The sequence below is a fragment of the Bacillus sp. Pc3 genome (assembly GCF_000815145.1).
Lineage (GTDB): Bacteria > Bacillota > Bacilli > Bacillales > Bacillaceae > Bacillus > Bacillus velezensis.
Genome location: NZ_CP010406.1, coordinates 744298 through 769684 on the forward strand (window position 1 = coordinate 744298; position 25387 = coordinate 769684).

At 46.2% G+C, this 25387-nt stretch carries 25 protein-coding genes and 3 riboswitches; of the genes, 9 read left to right on the top strand and 16 right to left on the bottom strand.

The genetic code is table 11. The features are described from left to right. Window positions 1–27: 27 nt before the first annotated feature. Entirely contained in the window at window positions 28–384 is a 357-nt protein-coding gene (locus SB24_RS02945) for a winged helix-turn-helix transcriptional regulator (RefSeq protein WP_015417346.1), read from the top strand. A 575-nt stretch (window positions 385–959) separates the two neighbouring features. Here SB24_RS02945 and queF read toward each other — a convergent pair. The 6 genes from queF to SB24_RS02975 all read right to left on the bottom strand — a co-directional run bounded on the left by queF (window position 960) and on the right by SB24_RS02975 (window position 5805). Then, a complete protein-coding gene (gene queF / locus SB24_RS02950) occupies window positions 960–1454 on the bottom strand; it encodes a preQ(1) synthase (protein WP_003154673.1) in 495 nt (164 codons plus the stop codon). 17 nt (window positions 1455–1471) lie between these two features. Continuing rightward, window positions 1472–2203 carry a 7-carboxy-7-deazaguanine synthase QueE gene (queE, locus tag SB24_RS02955; protein WP_003154676.1) on the bottom strand — a complete coding sequence of 244 codons (732 nt, stop codon included), beginning with the start codon at window positions 2201–2203 and terminating at the stop codon, window positions 1472–1474. Further along, on the bottom strand, window positions 2196–2579 hold the full coding sequence (gene queD / locus SB24_RS02960) for a 6-carboxytetrahydropterin synthase QueD (protein ID WP_229024199.1): 384 nt from the start codon (window positions 2577–2579) through the stop codon (window positions 2196–2198). The genes queE and queD overlap by 8 nt, the downstream gene beginning before the upstream one ends. Window positions 2580–2639: 60 nt before the next feature. Next, on the bottom strand, window positions 2640–3299 hold the full coding sequence (queC, locus tag SB24_RS02965) for a 7-cyano-7-deazaguanine synthase QueC (protein WP_003154679.1): 660 nt from the start codon (window positions 3297–3299) through the stop codon (window positions 2640–2642). A 96-nt stretch (window positions 3300–3395) separates the two neighbouring features. Next, window positions 3396–3440: riboswitch (PreQ1 riboswitch) on the bottom strand. A 108-nt stretch (window positions 3441–3548) separates the two neighbouring features. Further along, window positions 3549–4670, bottom strand: coding sequence for a hypothetical protein (locus SB24_RS02970; protein WP_039062977.1), 1122 nt, complete (start codon window positions 4668–4670; stop codon window positions 3549–3551). A gap of 97 nt (window positions 4671–4767) precedes the next feature. Next, a complete protein-coding gene (locus SB24_RS02975) occupies window positions 4768–5805 on the bottom strand; it encodes a YkvI family membrane protein (protein ID WP_020953988.1) in 1038 nt (345 codons plus the stop codon). A 401-nt stretch (window positions 5806–6206) separates the two neighbouring features. On the opposite strand from SB24_RS02975, the gene clpE reads away from it, so the two are divergent. From clpE to motB, 3 genes are all read left to right on the top strand, one after another. Next, entirely contained in the window at window positions 6207–8303 is a 2097-nt protein-coding gene (clpE, locus tag SB24_RS02985; protein WP_039251659.1) for an ATP-dependent protease ATP-binding subunit ClpE, read from the top strand. A 169-nt stretch (window positions 8304–8472) separates the two neighbouring features. Next, window positions 8473–9288 carry a flagellar motor stator protein MotA gene (motA, locus tag SB24_RS02990; RefSeq protein WP_007408461.1) on the top strand — a complete coding sequence of 272 codons (816 nt, stop codon included), beginning with the start codon at window positions 8473–8475 and terminating at the stop codon, window positions 9286–9288. Next, window positions 9260–10045, top strand: a complete 786-nt coding sequence (gene motB, locus SB24_RS02995; RefSeq protein WP_003154685.1) for a flagellar motor protein MotB — start codon at window positions 9260–9262, stop codon at window positions 10043–10045. Before motA ends, motB begins: the two co-directional genes overlap by 29 nt. A gap of 36 nt (window positions 10046–10081) precedes the next feature. Here motB and SB24_RS03000 read toward each other — a convergent pair whose 3' ends face one another. After that, entirely contained in the window at window positions 10082–10528 is a 447-nt protein-coding gene (locus SB24_RS03000) for a MarR family transcriptional regulator MhqR (protein WP_015417342.1), read from the bottom strand. Between the two features lie 198 nt (window positions 10529–10726). Here SB24_RS03000 and SB24_RS03005 point away from each other — a divergent pair, with 198 nt between their 5' ends. Beyond that, complete coding sequence (locus SB24_RS03005; protein ID WP_046559543.1) at window positions 10727–12244, top strand: sporulation kinase KinD; 1518 nt, start codon at window positions 10727–10729, stop codon at window positions 12242–12244. 209 nt (window positions 12245–12453) lie between these two features. Here the strand turns inward: SB24_RS03005 and SB24_RS03010 are convergent, their stop codons facing one another. From SB24_RS03010 to SB24_RS03035, 6 genes are all read right to left on the bottom strand, one after another. Beyond that, complete coding sequence (locus SB24_RS03010; RefSeq protein WP_003154690.1) at window positions 12454–12714, bottom strand: aspartyl-phosphate phosphatase Spo0E; 261 nt, start codon at window positions 12712–12714, stop codon at window positions 12454–12456. Between the two features lie 279 nt (window positions 12715–12993). After that, window positions 12994–13530 carry a 1,2-dihydroxy-3-keto-5-methylthiopentene dioxygenase gene (locus SB24_RS03015; RefSeq protein ID WP_007408465.1) on the bottom strand — a complete coding sequence of 179 codons (537 nt, stop codon included), beginning with the start codon at window positions 13528–13530 and terminating at the stop codon, window positions 12994–12996. A 15-nt stretch (window positions 13531–13545) separates the two neighbouring features. Then, window positions 13546–14175 carry a methylthioribulose 1-phosphate dehydratase gene (locus tag SB24_RS03020; RefSeq protein WP_031378783.1) on the bottom strand — a complete coding sequence of 210 codons (630 nt, stop codon included), beginning with the start codon at window positions 14173–14175 and terminating at the stop codon, window positions 13546–13548. After that, window positions 14133–14837, bottom strand: coding sequence for a 2-hydroxy-3-keto-5-methylthiopentenyl-1-phosphate phosphatase (mtnX, locus tag SB24_RS03025; protein WP_015417340.1), 705 nt, complete (start codon window positions 14835–14837; stop codon window positions 14133–14135). The genes SB24_RS03020 and mtnX overlap by 43 nt, the downstream gene beginning before the upstream one ends. After that, window positions 14834–16048 (bottom strand): 2,3-diketo-5-methylthiopentyl-1-phosphate enolase, encoded by a 1215-nt coding sequence (gene mtnW / locus SB24_RS03030; protein ID WP_015239734.1) that lies wholly within the window; start codon window positions 16046–16048, stop codon window positions 14834–14836. The genes mtnX and mtnW overlap by 4 nt, the downstream gene beginning before the upstream one ends. Window positions 16049–16129: 81 nt before the next feature. After that, window positions 16130–16229, bottom strand: a riboswitch (SAM riboswitch). Between the two features lie 36 nt (window positions 16230–16265). Beyond that, window positions 16266–17462, bottom strand: a complete 1197-nt coding sequence (locus SB24_RS03035; protein WP_015417339.1) for a pyridoxal phosphate-dependent aminotransferase — start codon at window positions 17460–17462, stop codon at window positions 16266–16268. Between the two features lie 91 nt (window positions 17463–17553). Between SB24_RS03035 and SB24_RS03040 the strand changes: the two genes are divergently transcribed. From SB24_RS03040 to mtnA, 3 genes are all read left to right on the top strand, one after another. Continuing rightward, a complete protein-coding gene (locus SB24_RS03040; RefSeq protein ID WP_003154702.1) occupies window positions 17554–18333 on the top strand; it encodes a carbon-nitrogen family hydrolase in 780 nt (259 codons plus the stop codon). 92 nt (window positions 18334–18425) lie between these two features. Further along, window positions 18426–18580, top strand: a riboswitch (SAM riboswitch). 109 nt (window positions 18581–18689) lie between these two features. After that, the gene (gene mtnK / locus SB24_RS03045; RefSeq protein ID WP_039251664.1) at window positions 18690–19874 is read left to right on the top strand and encodes an S-methyl-5-thioribose kinase; all 1185 of its coding nucleotides are present in this window, start codon (window positions 18690–18692) and stop codon (window positions 19872–19874) included. Window positions 19875–19880: 6 nt separating this feature from the next. After that, window positions 19881–20942, top strand: coding sequence for an S-methyl-5-thioribose-1-phosphate isomerase (gene mtnA / locus SB24_RS03050; protein WP_039251667.1), 1062 nt, complete (start codon window positions 19881–19883; stop codon window positions 20940–20942). Window positions 20943–21183: 241 nt separating this feature from the next. Here mtnA and SB24_RS03055 read toward each other — a convergent pair whose 3' ends face one another. Together SB24_RS03055 and SB24_RS03060 are read right to left on the bottom strand one after the other, a co-directional pair. Beyond that, window positions 21184–21681 (bottom strand): methylated-DNA--[protein]-cysteine S-methyltransferase, encoded by a 498-nt coding sequence (locus SB24_RS03055; protein WP_015417335.1) that lies wholly within the window; start codon window positions 21679–21681, stop codon window positions 21184–21186. Continuing rightward, on the bottom strand, window positions 21678–23897 hold the full coding sequence (locus SB24_RS03060) for a PAS domain-containing sensor histidine kinase (RefSeq protein ID WP_015417334.1): 2220 nt from the start codon (window positions 23895–23897) through the stop codon (window positions 21678–21680). Before SB24_RS03060 ends, SB24_RS03055 begins: the two co-directional genes overlap by 4 nt. 255 nt (window positions 23898–24152) lie before the next feature. On the opposite strand from SB24_RS03060, the gene SB24_RS03065 reads away from it, so the two are divergent. Further along, window positions 24153–25175 carry an acyltransferase family protein gene (locus tag SB24_RS03065; protein ID WP_020955723.1) on the top strand — a complete coding sequence of 341 codons (1023 nt, stop codon included), beginning with the start codon at window positions 24153–24155 and terminating at the stop codon, window positions 25173–25175. 41 nt (window positions 25176–25216) lie between these two features. Here SB24_RS03065 and SB24_RS19890 read toward each other — a convergent pair whose 3' ends face one another. Next, the gene (locus SB24_RS19890) at window positions 25217–25387 is read right to left on the bottom strand and encodes a hypothetical protein (protein WP_007610936.1); all 171 of its coding nucleotides are present in this window, start codon (window positions 25385–25387) and stop codon (window positions 25217–25219) included.

The window sequence follows — 25387 nt, forward strand, 5'->3', positions numbered from 1 at the left end:
ATAAATGCGGAATGGAGAGCTTTAGACATGAAAAAATTTAGCTGTGGGTTTGAAGTGACAAAGGAAGTGATTGGCGGAAAATGGAAAGGCCTTGTATTATACTTTTTAATGAATGGACCAAAGAGAACGAGTGAATTAAAGCGCATGATCCCAAATATAACTCAGAAAATGCTGATTCAAACACTTAGAGAGCTTGAAGCCAGTGGACTTGTGAGCAGAAAGATGTATAATCAAGTACCGCCGAAGGTTGAATATTCATCCACTGAACTTGGAGAATCTCTTAAACCTATCTTGCAGGAGCTCTGTCAATGGGGAAGCCATTATGCGGAGCAAGAGTATGCAGAAGGTGAATATGAAATTGTACAACCAGAACAACTAAAGTGAGGATTGATGTAGCTGCTGGAGTAAATACTTCAATACCATCACCTAACAGATGAAGAACAGTCAGAAATAAATGAGATATTCAATTTTGAAAGTGAAGTTCTAATAAGAAGTGTCATGGACTATATTCAGGAAAACTTTGATGAAATTCAAAAAAGAGCTGTTTCAAATGTTAAAGAGAAGGTTCAGAAACTTAGCCAAAAAATAAATGAAGATATTGATAATAATATTTAATGCCTATGATCTCTAGATAGGCATTTTTTCTTTCGGATAAAAAAGAAAAGACGTACAAATTGTACGCCTTAATCTGCTTCTGTACTATCAATTTTTCACTGCATAACAGTCACAGTTCAGGTTGCACCTCAGGTCACACTTTTTAATACAATTCCCATGAGTAGAGCCATTTTCAGGTGTGACTTTTCCCACTTTTAGTGTGACCGGGTCACACTTTTATTGAGCTTAGTGCGGGTCACACTTCGCTGTGACTCGGTCACAATTCCGCTGAAAATCAGCACTGAATGTTCGGATTTTACTGTGACTCCACTTCGTTTCACACTCCGTATCACACAACGGAATAATTACCGATTATCAATCGTCTCCGGGTACATATCATGATTCATCATCCGATGTTCGGCCATTTTTTCATATTTTGTTCCCGGTCTGCCGTAGTTTGTATACGGGTCAATCGAGATTCCGCCTCTAGGCGTGAATTTGCCCCATACTTCAATGTAGCGGGGGTCCATTAATTCGATCAAATCATTCATGATGATGTTCATGCAGTCCTCGTGGAAATCTCCGTGGTTGCGGAAGCTGAAAAGATACAGCTTCAGCGATTTGCTTTCCACCATTTTTTCGTCCGGAATATAGCTGATGTAGATGGTTGCAAAATCCGGCTGTCCCGTTTTCGGGCAAAGCGACGTAAATTCCGGGCAGTTGAATTTAACGAAATAATCACGGTTCACGTGTTTATTCGGAAATGATTCCAAAACCTCCGGCGCATATTCAAATAAATAGTTTGTCCCTTGATTCCCCAGGAGCGTAACTCCTTCTAATTCTGATTCTTTTCTTGTCATATAAATCTCCCTTTCTATTAAACTCCCCGTTTATTGCCCCAAAGCAGCGTATGCAGCTGAGGCAGGACTCTGACGAGATTCAGATCCGAATCGGCTGAAACCTTATCAACGAGTGTTTCGTATTTTCCGAGCAGATGTGCGATCAATGCCCGGTCGTCCGTCGTATGGACGTTATCGTTTCCGACCTGAAGATAAAACGGGATATTCGGATACCGCTTGTGCACGGTTTTCGCGAATTGCAGATCTTCATCATTAAAAATGACGACCTTTAAGCTGACCGCGTTAAGCCTTTCTGCCGCATCAAGCGAAGACACAATGTGATCGAGCTTTGCAAAATCGGTTGTCATCCCCGAACTTGGCGGCTTCGGTGAAATCGTCAGGTCGTTAATCATTGTGAACCAATCCTGATAGACCGTTCCCTGCGTTTCTAAAGCGGCGCGCACCCCGTGCTCTTTCAGCAGCAGAATCAGCGCGTCAAGCTGCTTTAACAGCGCCGGGTTTCCTCCTGAGATGGTGACATGGGAAAAGGCGTCTCCGCCGATTTCTCTCAGCTCGCGGTAAATGTCTTCCGCCGTCATCCAGCGGATATCTTTTTTGGCTGAGCCGTCCCATGTAAAAGCGGAGTCGCACCAGCTGCAAGAGTAGTCGCAGCCCGCCGTGCGGACGAACATGGTTTTCTGGCCGATAACCATGCCCTCCCCTTGTATCGTCGGTCCGAAAATTTCTAATACCGGAATTCCTTTAGCCATTCCTATCACCTTTTTTCGGGCGGTATACGCAATAGCTTGTCGGGGTTTCCCTGACAAAAATCTGCACGCAGACCGGCTGATTCTCCAGTGTTTCGAGGTAGGACTGCACCTTATCGTAAATCGTTTTGGCCACGACCTCGGTCGTCGGCAGTGAATATCTGTCATCATCAGCAGAAAACTCGTCATGGTCATTCAGCAATGTATGGTCATAAGCGCCGTGCACCAATTTCTTCAGCACGCTGAAATTCACGAGAAAGCCCGAATCGTCCAGTTCATCCCCCGCAACTGTAATATTTACTGTATACGTGTGCCCGTGGACTCTGCTGCACGCTCCGGCGCTTTCGCGGGGAATAAAGTGCGCGGCTGAGATGTGCATGTCCTTATTCAACTCAAACGAATAAGGATGCTGAACCTGCGGATAAATTTGAGAAAGCAATTAGTTTCGCTCTCCTTTCATTTTCATATATTCATCATATCCTTTATTGCGGAGCAGGCATGCCGGGCATTCGCCGCATCCGTCCGCAATGATGCCGTTATAGCAAGTCAGTGTGTTATTCTTTACAAAATCGAGCGCGCCGAGCTCATCCGCAAGTTTCCACGTTTCCGCTTTGTTCAGCCACATAAGCGGCGTATGAATGACGAACGGCTTTTCCATCGCCAGGTTGACGGTGACATTGCAGGATTTGACGAACTCGTCACGGCAGTCCGGGTAGCCGCTGAAATCAGTCTCGCAAACACCGGTGATAATGTGGCGCGCGCCGATTTGATATGCAAGAATCGATGCAAAGGATAAAAATACAAGGTTGCGTCCCGGCACAAAGGTTGTCGGCAGTTCCCCGTCCTTCGCTTCAATTTCGATATCATCTCTTGTCAGCGCATTCGGCGCGAGCTGATTTAAAAGAGACATATCAAGCAAGTGATTTTTGACACCGAGCTTTTCGGCAATCGATTTTGCCACATCGATTTCTTCTTGGTGACGCTGATTATAATGGAATGTAACGGTTTCCACTTCTTCGAAATTTTGCAAAGCCCATAATAAACAAGTCGTGCTGTCTTGGCCTCCGCTGAACACCACAACTGCTTTTTCTTTTTTCATGTCTTTCTCTCCCTTATCTATCATTCCATAAAAAAAGCGCCTTTTTCGGAGAAGGCGCCCTAAAAAACATAAAAAAACCGTATCCAAGGATACAGCTCGTCCTTAGTTTTTTATAGAGGGTGTAGCTAGAACCTCTCCCGCATCAATACGGATTTTCTTCTTTTTTCACTTTTGCTATCATACCATAATGTTGTTTCCCGTGACAATAAAAAAACAGCCTGAACCCTGTGTCAGGCTGCCAAATCGGGTTTAAGCCCCGCGTTTTTTCCCCGGAAATACCATCAGCGCAATCCCGATCAGAACAAATAAAGCAGGCCAGAAAACAGAAACCGGAATGATCGGCTGATTCGTCATCATAAAGCAAAGTGCTGTCAAGGTCAGCACCGCAACCGGGATGAGCAGCGCCTTCTGTTTCCCGCCGAACAGCCACAGCTCAAATAAACCGAATGCCGTTGCCAACAGGTAAACAGGCCATGTCACACCGGAGTAGGACCAATTGGTTGCCGTTTCAAAGGCAAACAAGATCCCCGTAATCAATAAGATGCCGCCCGGTACGAGAAGTCCCGCGTTTTTGACAGGTTTCGGGCCGAAAATCGGAATGTGAAAAGCGGCGCCCAGCAAAAGAATGAGAGCGGGCCAGCCGCGTTCGCTGATGACTTCATTTGCATTGGTGAATATGCCGAAAATGCCCGCGGCGCACAGAACCGCCGCAGCAGTCAAAAGCCCTCTTTGCCTTCTGCCGAACAGCCAGGCTTCAAACAGGCCGAACGCAACGGCAAAGAGGTAGACAGGCGATGTCACATTTGCGTATGTCCAATCCGTCAGCGTTTCAAACCATAACAACCCGCCCGTCACAAGCAAAATGCCGCCCGGAATAAGAAGGCCCGATCTTTTTTTCGGCTGCATAAAGGCAGCGGCGTGAAACAAAAGCGCGGCTGCGATGATCAAAAGCGGCCACAGCCCCGTCATCAGCATACCGGCAAAGCATAGTGCTCCCACGGCTGTCAGGATGAAAGCAGGAATCAATACACCTAACTTCCTCCCGCCGAAATACCACAGCTCAAACAGACCGAGAGCAGGCGCCCATATATAAACAGGCCACGTCACGCCTGAATACGTCCATCCCGTTGCCGTTTCAAAACAAAACAGGCAGCCCAGCACAAAAAACATACCGCCCGGAACGAGCAGTCCCGCCTGGTCAGGCGTTTTTTTCGCAAAAATAAATCCGGCGTGAAACCCTGCGGACATTATAATGAAAAGAAACGGCCACGCCGAACCTGCGGATATATGAATAACTCCCGCCCTCTGTAAAAAAAACGCAATGCCGATACAAATAAAAATAAATCCCAATAATACACGTCGAGCTTTCATCTCTTACTCCTCCCCATCATTTCCCAATTCATTATACAGAAATGTCAGGAAAAAAGAAGGGGAATTCCCAAAAAATACAGACATTTTCCTTATATCCTTATTTTTCTTTCGGGATTTTTTTGCAAATCAATGCGCCGATGAAAGCGAGGCTCACATACCCAAACACCGGATAAACGGTGGAAATCAGCTGTCCGTAGCCGATTTGGCTGATAATGAAAGCAAACGCCAAAATGCCGCCGTAAATATATGTACTTTTTATATGAAGAAAACTGTTTAATTGTTTTTCCAATCCGTATAAATTACCGATGACCGACGTAAACACTTCTCCGAAAATAATAAACAAATAAATGATATGAAGCGAACGCGAATACGAATAGACGACTTGAGCCATCGGAATGTCAAACTCCAGCACATCCGGCAGCACCGATAATGATAAAAAGCTCGCGGCAAGCACCAGTGTCAACAGAACGCCGCCAAAATAAGCCCCCCTTCTGATCACCTTCTCTGAAGACATTTCATTCGCAAGCGGCACAAGGACGGCTTGGGCGAGCGATAAATTTAACGCGCCGTAAGAGACGGCGGACAAAAGCCAATTCCACTTGTCAGGCCATACCCATTCGTCCGCGTTTCTCGTGCTTGTAAATACAAATGAATCTGCTGTCACGATAAAAGAGAAGGAAATTAAAAGCGGCACAACCAATATATTGACGCCGAACACACCTTTAACGCCGCTTGTCATGACGGCAAAGCTCAGTACGATCGTCAGAAGGATCCCCGCTTGTGCGGACCAGCCAAGCTGTTCATGAAACAGCGCTCCCGCTCCGGACAGCATGACAGAGGTCACTCCCAGCAATATAAACATCATAAACATGTTCACGGCGCGGCCGATGGACTGGCCGAATAAATATGTGTTCAATTCCTGATAAGATGCTGCATGAATCCGTTTGGAAATGATCATGATTTTGGCGCCTAAATATGTAAACATCAGACCGCTTACCACGATACCGAACAGACCGATCCAGCCAAACTTCAGAAAAAACTCAACGATTTCCCGTCCCGTGGCAAAACCGGCTCCTACAACCGTGCCTACGTATACAAATGCAAGCTGACTTGCAGAACCTTTTGTTTGTCCCATTTCACCCTCCGGCTAAGCGCAGATTTGTCCTGGCCTTTATATATGCTTATGAGACAAGTCGCCCGAAAAGACGAACAAATCGTCCTTCCCCGGAGAAAACAGATTCAGCTCTCTCCTCTAAGCAAAAATATTGAAAGAAAAAAAGGGCCGGCGTATACTCTTCATCAAGAAAGGTCAAAACATTTCATTTCCTTTCTGACTATATTGGTCAAAAATAATCAAACCTCACAAATATCACTTATCATGCTGTAAACATTTATTTTTCAGGGTTTGAAACAAAACACTTGAAAGTCAAAGAAGGTCAGAGTATACTATTAATCAAAGAAGGTCAAAGTTAAGACCTTATTTTCTAATTCATTTGGTCAAAGATGATCAAACATTTTTCGAGGAGGTTTTGGCAAATGCGTTGTCAACATTGTCAGAAAAACGAGGCGACGATTCGCCTGAACATGCAAGTCAATTCCATTCAAAAACAATTCGTTTTATGTGAAACATGTTATACAGAATTAACCCGAAAACCGTCTATGAGCATGGGGCCGCAATCATTCGGATTCCCGTTTGAGCAAGGTTTCGCTCCCAATCAAAATAAACAGCAGGCCTGCTCTGAAAAAGGCCTGCTCGACGAGCTCGCTCAAAACGTCACAAACGGCGCAAAAGCAGGTCTGATTGACCCTGTGATCGGCCGCGATCATGAAGTGGCGCGCGTAATTGAAATTTTGAACCGCCGGAATAAAAACAATCCGGTGCTGATCGGTGAGCCGGGCGTCGGTAAAACGGCTATTGCAGAAGGCCTCGCGCTTAAAATCGCTGAAGGCGATGTGCCGAACAAATTGAAAAACAAAGAGCTTTACCTGCTTGACGTCGCTTCTCTCGTCGCCAATACAGGGATCAGAGGCCAGTTTGAAGAAAGAATGAAACAATTAATGAACGAATTAAAAGAACGGAAAAACGTCATCTTGTTCATTGACGAGATTCACCTTCTTGTAGGCGCCGGCTCTGCCGAGGGATCAATGGATGCCGGGAACATCCTGAAACCGGCGCTTGCCAGAGGCGAGCTGCAGGTCATCGGGGCGACAACGCTGAAAGAGTACCGCCAGATTGAAAAAGATGCGGCGCTTGAAAGACGCTTCCAGCCTGTCATGGTTCACGAGCCTACAATAGAACAAGCCATCAGCATTCTGGAAGGCATTAAAGATAAATACGAGAAATACCACGGCGTCACATTCAGCAATGAAGCGATAAACGCCTGTGTTACGCTTTCATCCCGTTACATTCAGGACCGCCACCTGCCGGATAAAGCGATCGACTTATTAGATGAAGCCGGCTCTAAGGCGAACCTGGAGCTTGATACCGTAAATGAAGAAGATGCGGCTGAGAGACTCAAAGCAATTGACGCGGAGAAAACAAAAGCGCTTCATGAAGAAAATTATGAGCTTGCCGCGAAACTGCGTGATGAAGAAGCGGCGTTGGAAAAGCAGCTGGCGCATGAAACACCGGCCTCTTCACCTGAAATCGGGGCGGAGCATATTCAAGCCATCATTGAACAGAAAACAGGCATTCCGGTCGGAAAACTCCAGGCTGATGAACAAGTCAAAATGAAGGAACTTGAAGAGCATCTTCATCAGCGCGTCATCGGTCAGGAAAAAGCCGTGAAAAAAGTGGCGAAAGCGGTCAGACGAAGCCGCGCCGGCTTAAAATCCAAAAACAGACCTGTCGGCTCCTTCCTCTTTGTCGGACCGACCGGAGTCGGAAAAACCGAGTTATCAAAGACACTCGCAGATGAACTGTTCGGTACAAAAGATTCCATTATCCGTCTCGATATGAGTGAATACATGGAAAAACACGCCGTATCAAAAATCATCGGTTCACCGCCGGGATATGTCGGACACGATGAAGCCGGTCAATTAACGGAAAAAGTGCGCCGCAATCCGTACAGCATCGTGCTGCTCGATGAGATTGAAAAAGCCCACCCTGATGTCCAGCATATGTTTCTGCAGATTATGGAGGACGGCCGTCTGACAGACAGCCAGGGCAGAACGGTCAGCTTCAAAGATACCGTTTTGATTATGACAAGCAACGCTGGAACCGGCGAAAAACAGGTGAAAGTCGGATTCCAATCTGAAGAGAGCGTCCTGGAGGAACAAACGCTGATTGATTCACTGAGCGCGTTCTTCAAACCGGAGTTTTTAAACCGGTTTGACAGCATCATTGAATTCCAATCCCTGAAAAAAGAACATCTCGTGAAAATCGTCAGCCTGCTTCTCACAGAGCTTGAAGACACATTAAAAGAGCGCGGCATCAGCCTGAGCGTAACGGACGAAGCGAAAGAAAAAATCGCTGAAATCGGCTACCACCCAGCTTTCGGAGCACGCCCGCTCAGAAGAACCATCCAAGAATTGATCGAGGACGAAATGACAGATCTCTTATTGGATGACAACGAAATAAAAGCCTTCCATGTCGTAATGGAAGAGGACGGCATCAAAGTCCGGGCACAATAAGAAAAAAGCGGTTCCCTCCTCGCGGGGAGCCGCTTTTTTGTTTCTTTCTCCATGCCGAAAGGGAGAAACTGTGAAGAATTCGGGAACAATTTCTCAATCACCCTAAAGTTCCATGCACTGCCACCGATATTAACCATAGAAAGCTAGTATAAAGGATTTGGTGAAAACTATGGATAAAACATCGATTATCGGTATCATCCTCGCCTTGATTGCTTTAAGCGTGGGCATGGTGCTGAAAGGGGTCAGCTTAAGCGCACTCGCTAACCCGGCAGCTATTCTGATTATTTTGTTCGGTACGATTTCTGCGGTGATCATCGCATTCCCCGGAAAAGAAATCAAAAAAGTGCCTGCCCTTTTTAAAGTGCTGTTTAAAGAAAACAAACAGCTGACAATTGCGCAATTAATTCCTATGTTCTCTCAATGGGCGCAAATCGCCAGACGTGAAGGTCTGCTCGCATTGGAAGCAAGCATTGAAGACGTGGATGACGCATTTTTGAAAAACGGCCTGAGTATGGCGGTTGACGGACAAAGCGCAGAATTTATCAGAGATATTATGACTGAGGAAGTTGAAGCGATGGAAGACAGACACCAGGCCGGCGCAGCCATCTTTACACAAGCCGGCACATATGCGCCGACACTCGGCGTTTTGGGTGCGGTCATCGGCCTTATCGCGGCTCTTTCCAACATGAACAATACCGAGGCGCTCGGACATGCCATCAGTGCGGCTTTTGTCGCCACCCTTCTCGGGATTTTCACAGGATATGTACTATGGCATCCCTTCGCCAACAAACTGAAACGCAAATCAAAGCAGGAAGTCAAACTGCGTGAAATCATGATCGAAGGCGTTCTGTCAGTGCTTGAAGGACAGGCCCCGAAAGTGATCGAACAAAAACTTCTCATGTATCTTCCTGCGAATGAACGCGCAAAAGTCGCTGAACAAGAAGGAGAGGCAAACAATGGCGAGAAAAAAGAAGAAGAAGCATGATGACGAGCATGTGGATGAGTCTTGGCTGATCCCGTACGCGGATTTGCTCACCCTTCTTTTGGCTCTGTTCATTGTATTGTTCGCCATGAGCTCGGTCGATGCGGCGAAATTCCAAATGCTGTCTAAATCATTTAACGCCGTGTTTACCGGAGGCACGGGTGTTCTTGAATATTCAAGCGTCACCCCTCCTGAAAACGAAAAAGACGGCGTTGATCAGTTAAAAAAAGACAAGGAAAAAGATAAAGAACAGAAAAAGAAAGAAAGAGAAGCAGCCGACCGCGAAGAACTTGAAGGCGTGCAAAAGCAAGTCAATCAATTTATAAAAAATAAAAAGCTTGAAACTCAGCTGGAAACAAAGCTGACTAAAGAAGGACTCTTAATTACCATTAAAGACAGTATCTTTTTTGATTCCGGACGGGCGGATATCCGTCAGGAAGATATTCCGCTTGCCAAGGAAATCTCGAATCTCCTTGTGCTGAATCCGCCAAGGAACATTATTATCAGCGGACATACGGACAATGTACCGATTAAAAACTCACAATATCAATCTAACTGGCATTTAAGCGTCATGCGGGCCGTCAACTTCATGGCTATTCTGACAGAAAACCCGAAACTTGACGCAAAAGTATTCAGCGCCAAAGGTTTCGGAGAGTATAAACCGGCCGTGTCGAACAAAACCGCCGAAGGGCGCAGCAAAAACAGGCGCGTCGAGGTATTGATACAGCCTAGAAACGCCGCGACCGACCAAAATCAGTAATATAAAAAAGGAAGCCTTTCAGAATGGCTTCCTTTTTTATTTCTGATGAAAATGTTTAGCGTTTAACCCCACTCTTTTCAGCATTTCCGTACACATTTCTATCTCTTCATCACTCAGCACACTGATCATTTCTTTAATTTCGTCAGCATGATCAGGGAAAATATCGTCCAAAAGACGGATTCCCTTTTCGGAAATCTGTGCGAAAGTCACTCTTCTGTCAGTCGGCGAGGCTTTTCTGATGAGAAGTTCTTTTTTCTCTAATTTGTCAACAACGTATGTAATACTTCCGCTCGCTAATAAAATTTTGTCGCCGATCTGCTGAAGCGGCTGTTTGCCTTTGTGGTACAGCAGCTCAAGCACCGCAAATTCCGTCGGGTTCAGGCCGTGCTTATGAATATGTTTATTCATATGGTCGTTAATAGATCGGTACGCACGTGACAGTACAATAAATAATTTCAATGAGTTTTCTGTTTTATCCGTCATACATTCAATCATCCTTTTACAAAAGAAACCGTTACAGAGAAACATTAATAAACAAAATGAAAAATGTCAACAAAAATGTTTCCAAAATTTCTCTTCTTTTTGTCAGACCTTAATAAAATAATTTGTTTTTCTATCATTTTGGTTATTTTTTCTTATTAAAGAAGTATAAAAATGATATAATACCTCTATTCAAGTGTAATGTTGGAGCGATGCAGAGTGAATACATTTAAAGGTGCCCGGGGAAAGATCAAGCTTTATCTCATATTGGTGATCATCCCGGCACTTATTATCAGCTTTTTCATTTATGAAAAAGAAAAGCAGAAAATAGCCGATAAACACATACAGGAAGCCAGTATGATGCTCAACCTTCACCGCAATAAGCTCAATTATTTAATCGGTGAAACAAAAGCCCGGATGACAACACTTGCGATCGCTGTCGATAAGCCTGTCAATGAAGAAAAGATCATTGACATTCTCGATCAGGCTTTTGAGGATGAACCCAGATTCAGCGGACTGTATATGCTGAATTCCAAAGGTGATGTCATCGCAAGCACGACTGATCTGAAATCAAAGGTGAATTTGGCCGACAGACCGTATTTTACGAAGGCGAAAAAGACGAAAAAAACGGTCATCACAAATGACTACTCCAGCAGAATTACAGGCCAGCGCATCTTCACGATCTGCGTGCCGGTGTTAGACGCAAAACGGGAAGTCACGGATTATTTAGTAGCCGCCATACAAGTCGATTATTTGAGAAATATGATCAATATGCTGAGCCCTGACGTTTATGTCAAGGCAACCAATCAGAATAAAGTGATATTTGCCAGCGGACGGGCTGATCAATCAGAAGGTGTGAAACCGGTCAGCGGCTATCTGGATGATATTAATTGGAATATCAATGTTTATCCGAAACCGGTTGAGCTGAACGAGCTGACCAAAAGCGTGCTGCTGCCGATGTCCAGTATTGCCGTGCTGCTGAATATTCTGTTCATCCTCGTTCAATATTATCTGCTTAAGCGCAAGACCCAGCTGGAGCGCGCTCAAAATGAAGCGCAGAAATTGGAGCTGATCGGAACGCTTGCCGCCAGCACCGCCCATGAAATCCGCAACCCGCTTACAGGGATCAGCGGCTTCATTCAGCTTTTGCAGAAAAAATACAAATCGGAGGAAGATCAGCTGTATTTCTCAATTATTGAGCAGGAGATTAAACGAATCAATCAGATTGTCAGTGAGTTTTTAGTGCTTGGAAAACCCACTGCCGAACGGTTGGAAGTGAACTCGCTGCAGGATATTCTTGATGAGATTATGCCGATTATTTATTCTGAAGGGAATCTATACAATGTGGAAGTGAATGTGGAGATACTCGTCAATCGGCCGCTCAAGGTCAACTGCACGAAAGACCATATTAAACAGGTGATTTTAAATGTCGCGAAAAACGCGCTGGAATCCATGCAGGAAGGCGGCCGGCTGTCCATCTATTTAGAAGCCCGCGATCATAAAGCAGTCATTAAGGTGGCCGACAACGGAATGGGCATTTCTGAAGATATGCTTGAACACATTTTTCTTCCGTTTGTAACGTCAAAGGAAAAAGGCACCGGCCTCGGCCTTGTCGTATGTAAACGAATCATGCTGATGTACGGCGGTTCGATTGACATTCAAAGCGAAGTCGATAAGGGCACAGAGGTCACCATTACCCTTCCTGCCGCTTCTCGATGAAAAAAACACCCTGATCGGGGTGTTTTTTATTTAAAGAAGAGTATGTGTAAGAGGATATACCAGAGGAACGGCATCATAGCCGGCAGATAGTACGAGGCGCTTCGTGAGCCGTGCCAGCGGAAAAATGTGCTGACTGTACGCGGTCATCTTTCGGATGCGGCGCTTGATCAGGAAGCGCATTCAGTCTTCGTTATCTGTTTTATCATCAATCATTTGTTTGCTTCATATGCAGGCATGACGTCACCGCGGGAGAACAAGCCTATTTTCTTCACAAGGCCCTGTATTCCTTGGTGATGTGTACGATCACGGTTTACCAGCTGCTGATACGCGTTCATCAGACAGTCCAGTTCCTGGCTGTGCCTGATCGTGTCATATCCTGTAAACCCTTGCCTGTTAGCCGCATCTATCATCATTTTTCTTTTTTTATCAATAGATACAAGCAATTTTTCTTGTTCAGAATAACTGCCCATTCACTTCACCCCTCACCGCTAAAAGAATAGGAAACAAGTTTGATTGGGTTATTGAGCATTATTACAGATTATACTTTATTTGTAAACATTTTTTTACTAAATAACTTATTTTTTCATTTCATATTGGAATCTTTAGCATGAATACGAGAATAATACCCATTCGGGTAATGATATAAACAGAATGCGGCATATTCAAGATTTAAAAAACAGCCACAGCTGACTTTATATTACAATAAAAAACCTCTCATGCCGGCGGTGCATGAGAGGTTCGGGCGTCTATCAGTTTTGCACACTTTCATTTTCGTAAATCGGCACCCAGCCCTCAGTCGTCACGAAGATTCGGATTGCGACGACCCGGCGGTCTTCCTGAAGCGTAAAGTAGTGGCGGATGTTCTCCGGAACTGAAATCAAATCTCCCGGATTTAAACGGACGTCGAAAAATGTGCCGTCTTTGCCTTGAATGACGAAGATGCCGTGTCCGCTGACGATAAAGCGGACTTCATCATCCGTGTGGTGATGTTCTCTTTGGAAGTTTTTTAATAATTCATCAAGATTCGGCGTGGTGTCTGATAAAGAAATGACATCCTGAGACTGATATCCGCGCCGGGCTGAAATGTCCTGAATCTCCGTGTCAAACGCCGCGAGAATCCGTTCTTTTTCATCTTCGGTTAGGTCGTATTTTTCCGAAAGCTCAGACGGAAGTTTTTCAATGTTCCACTGCTCATAGATCACCTCTTGTTCGTCTAAGAAGCGCGCTACTTCTTCCTGATGTTCAATGAGCGTATTTTTTTCGTCATGAATTCTGATGGTCGCCATTTTCTATTCCTCCTTTTATTTTACCAGCTGCGGCCGAAGTGACAGAAGCTTGAGGTGACAGCTGAATAAAAATTCATAGGCTTCCAGCACCCTTTTCGCTTCAAATGCGGTCCGCCCCCATGCCGTAATGCCGTGATTGCGGATTAACACCGCGCCTGATCCGGCGTCCGCATGGTGCGCGAAGTTTTCGGCCAATGCCGGGATGTGCGCCGGATTGTCAATGATCGGAACGGTCACGGACGCGTTTTCCTCCCATAATCCGAGCGCCTTAATTATCTCCTGCCCCTGAAAAGTGATTTGTTTTTCATCCCCGTAAAGCTCTGAGATGACATTATTATTGACGGTATGGACATGCAGACAGCAGCCCGCGTCTGTCTTTTGGTATAAGTAAGTATGGAGAAGCGTTTCCGCTGAAGGTTTTAAAGAATGGCCGGTCTCAGCGGGCTTCCCGTACTCATCGATTAAGAGAAAATCTTCGTCTGTTTCTTTTCGTTTGTCTTTTCCGCTCGCCGTAACGAGAAAAGTCAGCGGCCCGTCGGATACTTTGATGGAAAGATTCCCGCTCGTTGCCGGGAACCAGTCTCTTTCGGCCAGCTCGCGTTTTACCTCGGCAAGTTCGCGCCAGCGTTCTTCTTTTGCAGCCATGCCTGCACCTCCCCGATGTTTTCAATGCCTGTTTTCACCTCATAAAAATCTTGAAAAGGCAGATGCCGGAGGCCGAGTTCTTTGCATTCAGTCAAAAGATAATCTCTCGCAAAGCACATATCGGACAACTTTGCAGCCTCGACATCCGTGACCGAATCACCGATCATAATGAGAAATTTCTGCTGATCGGATAGCTTACGGATGACTGACGGTTTGCAGCAGCCGCATTGATTGGTACAGTCTCCGTCACAGGCGTGCGGCCAGTCTATATGAATATATTCATTGTCAAAGGATGCATGATTGCAGAAAATCCGCTCCTTTTCTACGATCCCTTCCAAAAGCGGATGCACAAAAAAGTCCATTCCCCCGCTTACGATATAAAACGGGAGGCCGTTTGACCGGACAAACGAGACAAAATCCAAAAAGCCGTCCCGTATTTTCGCATCCTTCAGAATAAAGCCGGTCAGTTCTTCTTTTAAGCTGCTCGGCAGCAGTCCGAACATCCGTCCGACTCCTTCTTGGATTGATATGCTTTTAGACAGAACACCGTCTTTTAATTCAAGCCACTCAGGAGGCGCGAATTGTTTCATCATGCTGACAATGTTGTCGTTCATGGTGACCGTTCCGTCGAAATCACAAATAATCAGCGGTGTGCGGGTCATACGGCTTCCACCCTTCCCCATTTGTCTAATGCGAGCTGAAGATCTTTGCACGACGCGGCTTTTTCTTCAATCGGCTGCGCTTCAAGCACCGCATCAATGATGGCGCGGAACGCTTTTCCCCCGCCCTCGGCTCCTTTCGGATGGCCGTGAATGCCTCCGCCGGCATTGATGATGTGATCGATGCCGAAATCGCGCATCAACAATGGCACCATACCGGGGTGAATGCCTGCTGATGGGACGGCAAACGACGGATGAAAGACATCGTCTTTTACACATTCATCATGGATTGCAAGCGCGGACTCCTTCGGAAGAGCAACGGATCCGTAAGGTGACGGAAATAAACTGAAATCAGCGCCGCAATAGCGGTTCAGCTTGCCGAGCAAAAGCGCATGCGACAAGCCGTAAACGGGAGATGATGTGAACGCGCCGCTGACTGCCGGATGCGCCATGATCGGAAGCGGGATTTCCCTGTCTTCAGCAAGGCTCTGCATCACATCTAAACCGTAAGCGAACACATTCAATAAAAGCGCGTCCGCCCCGAGTTCTGCCGCGCGCCTCGCTTTATCCCGCAATTCAGCGGTCCTTCCCGTAAGGTTTACGGCATACAGCGTTTTATGCCCCGTCTCCTCCCGGGTTTCCTTCAGGACTTGTTTTCCTTCGATAATGCGGGTTTCAAACGGAGCCAGTTCATTTTCAAAGAAAATTTCGTCATCTTTAATAAGATCCACGCCGCCGAGCGCCTGCTGTCTGAGCTGTTCTTTAATGTCGGCGAGATCCCGTCCGATCACGCCTTTAAATATGCTCATCAGAAGCGGTCTTTCAAATTCGCCCAGCAGTTTGCGGATGCCGTATATACCGAATTTCGGCCCGGGAAGGGAGCGTTTAAACCCTTCGGAAAATTCAAGATCAGTCAATTTTATTTTTCCGTCCAGTGACAGCTTTCCGAATACCGTCGTCAGGACGGCCGGAATATCTCTTGAAAAGTTCGCCTCGGGATAGGCGATGGTGATGACGGATTGTGTTTCGTTTTCTGAGGTTCCTTCTTTCTCCTCAACTTTTACGACCCGCCCTTTATGTTTTCTGAGCTGTTCCTGCTTCACCAGGGGCAGGTCAGTCCAGGAGCCTACCGTCAGCCCCGCCGCAATCTGTTCCGCCCGCTTTTCACTGTCCGTTGTGTCTGTCAGAAGATATGTTGCCAATACTTCGCTCATGCGTGAACGCCTCTCTTTCTTTCGCAAAACATAAAAAAACCTCTTCCGTATGAGCAGAAAGAGGCTTCGTGTTATGTCCGAATCTTATCTCTCAGCTCCTGCTGCAAGAATTAGCACCGTGCTTTATCAGTCGGTTGCCGGGCTTCATCGGGCTCGTCCCTCTGCCTGCTCTTGATAAGAATAATGATTTTATAAAGTATTTTGAATTATCGCATTGTTATTCTGATATGTCAATGCTTTTTCGGGTGAAAAGATTCAGTTTCCCGATCCGTTCCGCAGCTTCTTTAAGTCTTTCTTCACTTGTCAGAAGACCGACTCTTATATAGCCTTCCCCCCATTTTCCGAACCCGTTTCCGGCAGCGACCGCGACATCCGCTTTCTCGAGCAGCAGGTCTGAAAACGACTGTGACGTATAACCGTCAGGCACAGGGAGCCATGCAAAAAAAGAGCCCGCCGGAGCCGTTACATCCCAGCCGATATCGCGGCAGGCTTTAATCCATGCATTGCGTCTCGATTCATATCTGTCATTTTGCGCCGCGACGCATGCCTGATCCGCTAAAAGTGCGGCTGCCGCCGCCTGCTGCGCCGCGGGAAACAGGCTGACAAACATATGATCCTGATAAAGGTTGATCGCTTCGATGACAGAAGCGTTTCCGACAGCAAATCCGACCCGCCAGCCCGCCATATTATACGTTTTGGACAAGGTATAGATTTCGATTCCCGTCTCTTTTGCGCCTTCGGTCTGCAAAAAGCTCAGCGGTTTATGCCCGTCAAAGCCGACGGCTCCGTACGCGAAATCATGAACGACACAAATGCCGTTTTGCTCCGCAAAACCGACCGTCTCCTCAAAAAACGCCTCTGTCGCCACAGCGCCGGTCGGATTATTCGGATAATTGAGATACAGCAGCTTCGCCTCGCTCCGCACCTTTTCAGGAATTACGCTGTAATCAGGGAGAAACCCTCTTTCTTCCGTCAGCGGCATCATTTCCATTTTCGCTTTTGCAAGGGCGACGCCTGACCAGTAATCAGGATATCCGGGATCAGGCACCAGAATGGTATCTCCCGGGTTTAAAAGACATTGCGGAAGCTCAACAAGTCCCGCCTTGCCTCCGAACAGCACGGCGACTTCCGTTTCCGGATCAAGCGTGACCCCGTACTCCCTTTCATAAAATGCAGCGGCTGCTTTTTTGAAGCTGTAAGCGCCCCGGAATGATGAGTATTTATGATTTTCCGGCCTTTCGACGGCGCGCTTCATTTCTTCAACGATATGCTGAGGCGTCGGCTGATCAGGGTTTCCCTGCCCTAAATTGATGACGTCTCTGCCTTCTTTCAGCTTTTGATTCACTTTTTGCACCAATGATGCGAAAAATTGTTCCGGCAGCTGTTTGAGTACATCTGAGATTTCAAAGTTCATATTTTCACCTTCTAAAAATGTCTTGAAATGATAGTCCATCATCATATATGGTTAAATAAAAAAAGTAAAGAGAAACTTGAGGTGTTAAAAAATGAAATGGACCGTTTCCTGTTTGCAATTTGATATTTCATACGGAAATCCTTCAGAAAACTTTAAAAAAGCAGAATCTTTGATTGAGCAAGAAAGCCGCCATGCGGATGTAATCGTGCTTCCTGAGCTGTGGACGACCGGCTATGATCTCACACGGCTAGACCAGCTGGCGGATGAAAACGGCAAAGTTTCGGAACAATGGCTTAAAGAAACGGCAAAAACATACAACGTACACCTCGTTGCCGGATCTTTTGCGGTCAAAGAAGGCGAAAATGTCTATAACACCATGTACATCGCCGATAACAGCGGACAGATCGTGAAGCGGTATCAGAAAGCCCATCTGTTTCAGCTGATGGATGAACACCTTTACTTGTCAGCAGGAAACAGCGACGGTTCCTTTGAGCTTGACGGTGTCAAGTGCGCCGGGCTTATCTGCTATGATATCCGTTTCCCCGAATGGATCAGAAAGCATACGTCCCAGGGCGCGAATGTCCTGTTTATCTCTGCGGAATGGCCTCTGCCCCGCCTTGATCATTGGCGAAGCCTGCTTATCGCCAGAGCAATTGAAAACCAATGTTTTGTCGCAGCCTCTAACTGCACGGGGTCCAATCCCGATAATGAATTTGCCGGCCACAGCCTGATTATTGACCCGTGGGGCCGGATTTTAGCCGAAGGAGACCGGACGGAAGGCGCAGTCCGAGCGGAAATCGATGTGTCAGAAAGCGCGGCCGTTCGCGGAACCATTCCGGTTTTCCAAGACTTACGGCGTGATTTATATTAATTTTCAAAAAAACGTTGACAAGAATATCCGGCACCTGCTAATATTTTCATCAACTGATTAATCCGAATTGTGATACAAATCAATATATTTTTCTCTTATCGAGAGTTGGGCGAGGGATTGGCCTTTTGACCCCAACAGCAACCGACCGTAATTCCATTGTGAAATGGGGCGCGTACATTTTGCGCCGAGACGATTGTCTCATAAGGCACGGTGCTAATTCCATCAGATGTTATCTGAGAGATAAGAGGCGGACTGCACTGTTTCAGCCTCCTTCTCTTTCAGAGAAGGAGGCTTTTTTTCGGGCGTATTCTCCGTCACGATCTCTTACTGCCACTACATAATTGGAGGGTAAATCCATGTCAGCAACTAAAACAAGTCTTTATGAACAATTAACAGAAAGCTCCGCCGCCGCGTTAGCCGTCAAGCTCGGCTTATTCCAAAACAAAAGCACTCTGACATGCCGTGAAATCGGCGACGGCAATTTAAATTACGTCTTTCATGTTTACGATAAAGAAAACAAAAAAGGACTGATTATCAAACAGGCGATTCCTTACGCGAAAGTCGTCGGTGAAAGCTGGCCGCTTACCATTGACCGGGCGAGAATCGAAAGCAGCGCCCTCATCCGCCAGGGCGAACACGTGCCGCACCTCGTTCCGGCCGTTTACTATTCCGATACTGAAATGGCCGTCACGGTAATGGAAGACCTCTCCCATTTGCGGATTTCAAGAAAAGGGCTGCTGGAAGGGCAGCATTATCCGAACTTATCGGTTCATATCGGTGAATTTTTAGGGAAAACGCTGTTTTACTCATCTGATTATGCGCTTGATGCGAAAGTAAAGCAGCAGCTCGCAAAGCAGTTTACAAATCCTGAGCTTTGCAATATTACGGAAAGGCTTGTGTTTACAGAACCGTTTCTCGACCATGAGACAAACGATTTTGAAAAGGAGCTGCGCCCATACGCAGAAAAAGTTTGGAACAATTCCCGGCTGAAAGAAGGCGCTGACGAATTGAAAGCCATCTTTCTGAATTCCGCGGAAACATTGGTTCACGGCGATCTGCACACGGGAAGCATTTTCGCCGATGAACATGAAACAAAGGTGATTGATCCCGAGTTTGCTTTCTTCGGACCGATCGGGTTTGACATCGGCCAATTTATCGCCAATCTGCTGTTAAACGCCCTCAGCCGCGACGGTGACGACAGACAGCCGTTATATGATCATACTGCCGCCGTATGGGATACATTTGTGAAAACATTCAGTGAAGCATGGGAGAAAGACTGCTTGCCTTCCCGCAGACACCTGCTGGAAGACACACTGAAAAACGCGTTTGAGGAAGCGGTCGGTTTTGCGGGATGCGAATTGATCCGGCGCACGATCGGACTCGCCCATGTGGCTGACTTAGATGAAATCACTCCGTTTGACAAACGAATCGAACGGAAGAAGCTGGCGCTTGACATCGGCGCCTATTATATCGAAAACAGAAAAAAACTGAAGCATATCACCGAGGTTCTGGACCAATTTAAGCTCCGTGTAAAGGAATGATGCAGCATGACCAATGAATTTGCCATCCCCCGTTCTGTAGAATGGAAAGAAACCTACATCCGCATTTTAAATCAGCAAAAGCTTCCCGACGTCACTGAATATGCGGAACTTGAAACAAAGGAAGATGTATTCGACGCGATTGTCACGCTGAAAGTAAGGGGCGCCCCGGCCATCGGTATAACCGCGGCGTTCGGACTCGCGCTCTCCGCCAAGTCGTTTGAAGCCCGCGACCTTTCAGATTTCCGACGTCAGTTCGCGGATGTCAAAGCGTATTTAAACAGTTCGAGGCCCACTGCCGTCAACCTCGCGTGGGCGCTTGACAGACTGACGGATTCCATCAGGGATGCGATCTCAATCAATGAAGCGAAGACAACGCTCGTTCATGAAGCCATTCAAATTCAGATTGAGGATGAAGAAACATGCCGAATGATCGGCCAGAATGCGCTGCACCTTTTTAAAAAAGGCGACCAGATCATGACCATCTGCAATGCGGGCTCGATTGCCACAAGCCGATACGGTACGGCGCTTGCTCCCTTTTACTTAGCGAAACAAAAAGATCTCGGCCTTCATATCTACGCATGTGAAACAAGACCCGTTCTCCAAGGATCACGGCTGACGGCGTGGGAGCTGATGCAGGGCGGAATTGATGTCACGCTCATTACGGACAGCATGGCCGCCCATACAATGAAGGAAAAACATATTTCTGCGGTCATTGTCGGCGCTGACAGAATTGCAAAAAACGGTGATACGGCCAACAAAATCGGAACGTACGGCCTCGCTATTTTGGCAAACGCCTTTCAAATTCCGTTTTTTGTGGCCGCACCGCTTTCGACATTTGACTTGCAGATTGAAAACGGCGATCAGATTCCGATTGAAGAGAGAGATCCGAATGAAGTCAGACAGATCTCCGGCATACGCACCGCTCCCGAAGATGTGCCGGTCTTCAATCCGGCCTTTGACATCACGCCGGGCAGCCTGATTTCCGGCATTATAACCGAGAAAGGAATTGTGACCGGCTCTTACACGGAAGAAATTGAACAATTATTCGCTGACTGCCAGCTGAGCTGAAAAACCGCTGATGATATTGCCTCAGGCAATGTCAGCGGTTTTTTTGTCTGCACAATGTAATCACTTTATCTTTTTGGACGGCTGTAATGAGATGCATTTTAAAAAACAGCTCTGCATAACCGGCTATCTTTTGCGGACGGCTCATTTTCATCAGGCTTCGTCCTCCTTTTTCATCAGACCAACTTTTTTCACTTAATAAAATGATATGTCGGACGTGAAAAAACGGAACGTGCCATACGCTTTATTTTTCATTATAGGATATTTGTTCGATGTTCAGCAGCACCGCTTTTACATCCGTCTTCGTGCCCGCGTATCCCGTTAAGGCGCTGTTTTTGCCGATTACCCGATGGCAAGGGATCAAAATCGGCAGCCGGTTTCGTTTATTGGCTTGTCCGATGGCGCGCACCGCTTTCGGTTTTCCGATCGCTTCAGCCATATCGCCGTAGCTTCGGGATTCCCCGTAAGGAATCATCGTCAGCGCGTTCCATACCCTTTCCTGAAAGGGTGTGCCTTTTTGTCTCAGAGGCAGAGAGAATTGCTTTCTTTCTCCTGAAAAATATGATGCCAGCTGCTGTTTCGCCTCCGACAGCAAAGCGGTTTCGCACGGCTTTACGCCGGGCGCGTCTTTCCGCCATTCCTCAAAATCTTCCCCGGTGAGAAACAGGCCGGTAATAAAGCTCTCTTCCTCTGTTATGATGACGGTTCCAAACGGCGCTCTCACACTTGTAAAACAGATCATTCCCCGCTCCTTCTTTCTTCGGTATTCTGCCGGATCGGAAGCGTCAAATGAAAAACGGTGCCCTTCCCTTCTTCACTTTCCACATGAATGCGTCCCTGATGCTCTTCGATGATTTTATAGCTGACCATGAGACCGAGACCCGTTCCCCTGTCTTTTGTCGTGTAAAATGGTTCACCCAGACGTTTTAATTTGTCTTCGGAAATGCCTGTTCCTTCATCTTGAATAGAAATCAAAATGTGGTCTTGATCAGAAGACTGAATGGTCACGTAGATATTGCCGCCGCCCGGCATGACTTCAATGGCGTTTTTTAAAATATTGATAAACACCTGTTTTAATTGATTCGGTTCACAGTAAATCGGCGGGATGTTTCCGGTCAGGTTCAGATGGATCTGCACATTGACAAGATTGGCCTGGGCATTCAGAAGATCAGCCGTGTCTTTCATAATCTGCGTCACGTCTTTTTCTTCATATAATATCGCCTGGGGTTTCGCTAAAATTAAAAATTCAGTGATGATAGACTCGATGCGTTTTAATTCTGAGGTAATGACGTTAAAGTACAGAGAATATTCGCCTTCAATGCTTCCTTGAAGAAGCTGAATGAACCCTTTCAGCGCCGTCATCGGGTTTCTGATTTCGTGGGCGATGCCCGCCGCCAGCTCCCCTACAACATGAAGAGTATCGGATTTCCGCAGCCTCTCTTCAAGCTCTTTGGCCTCTGTGACATCTTTAAAGATGGCCAGATTCATATTTTGAATGATATTTCTTTTGAAGGAGAATTCCAGTTTGCGGCTGTCGCTGCTGCTTAACAGGAAGGGGATTTCATTATCCATTCCTTCTAAATCAATCTTTCTGGCGGGAACACCCGCGTTTTCAATATCAAATAAAGAAAGAATATCCGGAACGGTGTACGCTCTCAGCTCCTCATCCGGCATACCGAGTATACGGCTTGCGAGAGGATTCGCGTCAATAATGCGGAATTGGTTGTCAAATAAGACCTTGCCGTCCATTGAGCCGTTGAATACTTTTCTGAATTTCAGCTCGCTTTCCCGCAATTCTTTTTCCATCCGCTTACGATCGCTGACATTTCTTAAAATGGTTAAATGCTGACCTTCAAGTATGGTTCGTTTTGATGTGAATTCCAGCTCTTTAAATTGGCCGTTTGCCATCTGAAACAGCATTTCTTCACGGATTTCCCCGTATTTTTCATATTTTTTCTTAATCTGCTTATATTTTTTCTGCGGATCAACGATAAACGTACATAAATTCGTCTCCACCAGCTTATCCATCGGCAGTTCGAAAATGCGGCACGCCGATTCGTTTGCTTTGGCAATCTTTCCGTCATCAGACCAAATGACAATCGCGTCCATGGCGTTTTCAAAAATTTCGCGGAATCGCTCTTCGCTTTTAAAAAGTTTCAATTCCATCAACCGTTTCTCTGTTATGTCCCTCATAATGGACATGTAGAACCCGCTGATTAAGTTGGACGTAATCGTAAATTCAAACAGCTTCTCTTCGCCCGACCGAAGCTTGACGGGCAGTTCTCCTTTGGCGTTTCCTTTTCTGCGGAGGGTTTCCCAGATTTCTTTCAGATGCTTTTTGTTTTCTCCGTCGGTAAAATGGCGGAGCGACAGATGGGACAATTCATTCTGGCCGATCTCAAAGCTTTTGCAAAAAGAGAGGTTCGCATCAATAAACCCGCCGTCCTTATCAAACAGCACGATGCCGTCGACAGCCCTGTCAAACAAATCTTTAAACAGCTGCTCGTTCATGGAGAATTCGCGCTCTAATATTTTTTTAGAGGAGATATCCCTCATCACCACAAAAAAATAATCCTCCCCAATTCCGTCTCTGGCGAGGAATTCAATGTATTTCGTCGCGCCGCTGTCAAGCTTAATCGGCACCTCTTTCCACAGATGGCCTTTTTTTAAAAACTTTTTCACGGCCTTATTCAGTTCTTCCTGAGGCACGGAATATAAAAAATCCAGGACGGAGCGGTTAATGAGGTTCTCTGCCTCAATCTGCATCATCCGGGCCGCAGCCTCGTTCGCCTGGACGATTTTCATTTCCTTACGGCATATAAAAATGGCATCAAGCGTGTTATTCATAATCACGTGATACCGGTTCAAATCACTCTTCAGGCGGTCATTTTCCTCTTTCATCCGCTTCAGCTGCTCTTTCAGCGACTCTTTTGTTTGCAAATCCAGAGTTTCAGCCATTCAGTACACTCCTTCTTCAAAAACCTATCCTTCAATATTTCTACAAAATACCTCATCTTCCTTCATTCGCCCTATACATTTCAGAAAATTTCAATGATATGACAAGTTAAAGTCTTTTTCTACGATCCTTACCTCCCCATTACATCATCCTAACAATCACTTTTGTCCTCCTTCAATTTTTTGTTTTTTATTTTAAAATGAACACCAACAGGAAATAATCATGCAGTGGATGATTTTTGAAGAGAAGGTGATGCTATGACAAAATCGCGAGACAGTTACTTTGACAACGCCAAGTTTATCTTGATTTTTCTGGTGGTGTTCGGCCATATCCTCCGGTCATTTATTAACGGAAATGAGTTTATGCTCCATCTCTACAAATTCATTTATACTTTTCATATGCCGGCCTTTATCCTGGTTTCCGGCTATTTCGCAAAAAACTTTAAGCGGAAAGGTTATGTGAAGAAGCTGGCTGTGAAGCTGATTATTCCGTACTTGATTTTTCAGGGCATTTACTCAGTTTTTTACTATTTGATTCAGGATGAAAGCATGGCAAGCGTCAATCCGATTGATCCGCAGTGGTCTCTCTGGTTTTTAGTCAGCTTATTCTTTTGGAATCTGCTGCTTTACCCCTTTACGAAGCTGCCGAAAATGTGGGCGCTTGGGGCGAGCTGCGGGCTTGCCGTCATGATCGGGTATCTTGATTTTATCAGCAGCACGCTGAGTCTTTCACGGACGTTTGTTTTTCTACCGATGTTTCTTGTCGGGTTTTATTTAAAGAAACAGCACTTTGATTTGCTTCGGGCTAAAAGAGGCAGGCAGATTGCCGCGGGCGTACTGGGGATTGTTTTCCTCTTATGCTGGTGTATTGATTTTGATTACTCGTGGCTGTTCGGTTCGGAGCCTTATTCTACATTCGGCACAGTGTCGCTGTTGAGCGGTCTGTCGCGCATCGGCTGGTATGTTTTGGCCTTTGCCGCCACTTTCAGCTTTTTGGCGCTCGTTCCGCAAAAGCGTTATTTCTTTACGAAATGGGGTACGAGAACGTTTTACGTGTATCTGCTGCATGGATTCATTATAAAAACGCTGCGGCAGATCGGGCTTGAAGATCACTTGTCTGATTATCAGAATTTAGTCATGCTCTTAATGTTAACGGCCGCTCTTACGTCCATTCTCTCCAGCAATGCGGTGAAAACGGCCGCACAGCCGTTTATTGAGCTGCGGATCACCGGCTGGCTTGAAGCGGTGAAAGGAACAAGAAACGGTGCTTATTCGAAATAATGCAAAATACCTCTTAAGCGTTATCGCCTAAGAGGTATTTTTTATTGTTTGCCGTCTTCTTTTTTCTTTGGCTTCGTCTGTTCAAGCGTTTCAATCCATTTTCCGGCGTTATAATCACCGAGCTCGCTTGCAAACTCTTCTTCAAGCAATTTAGGGTCCATCGGCTTTTTATGGTTTTGCATGTCTTTGCTGTGGCGGTTTTTTTTCGTCAT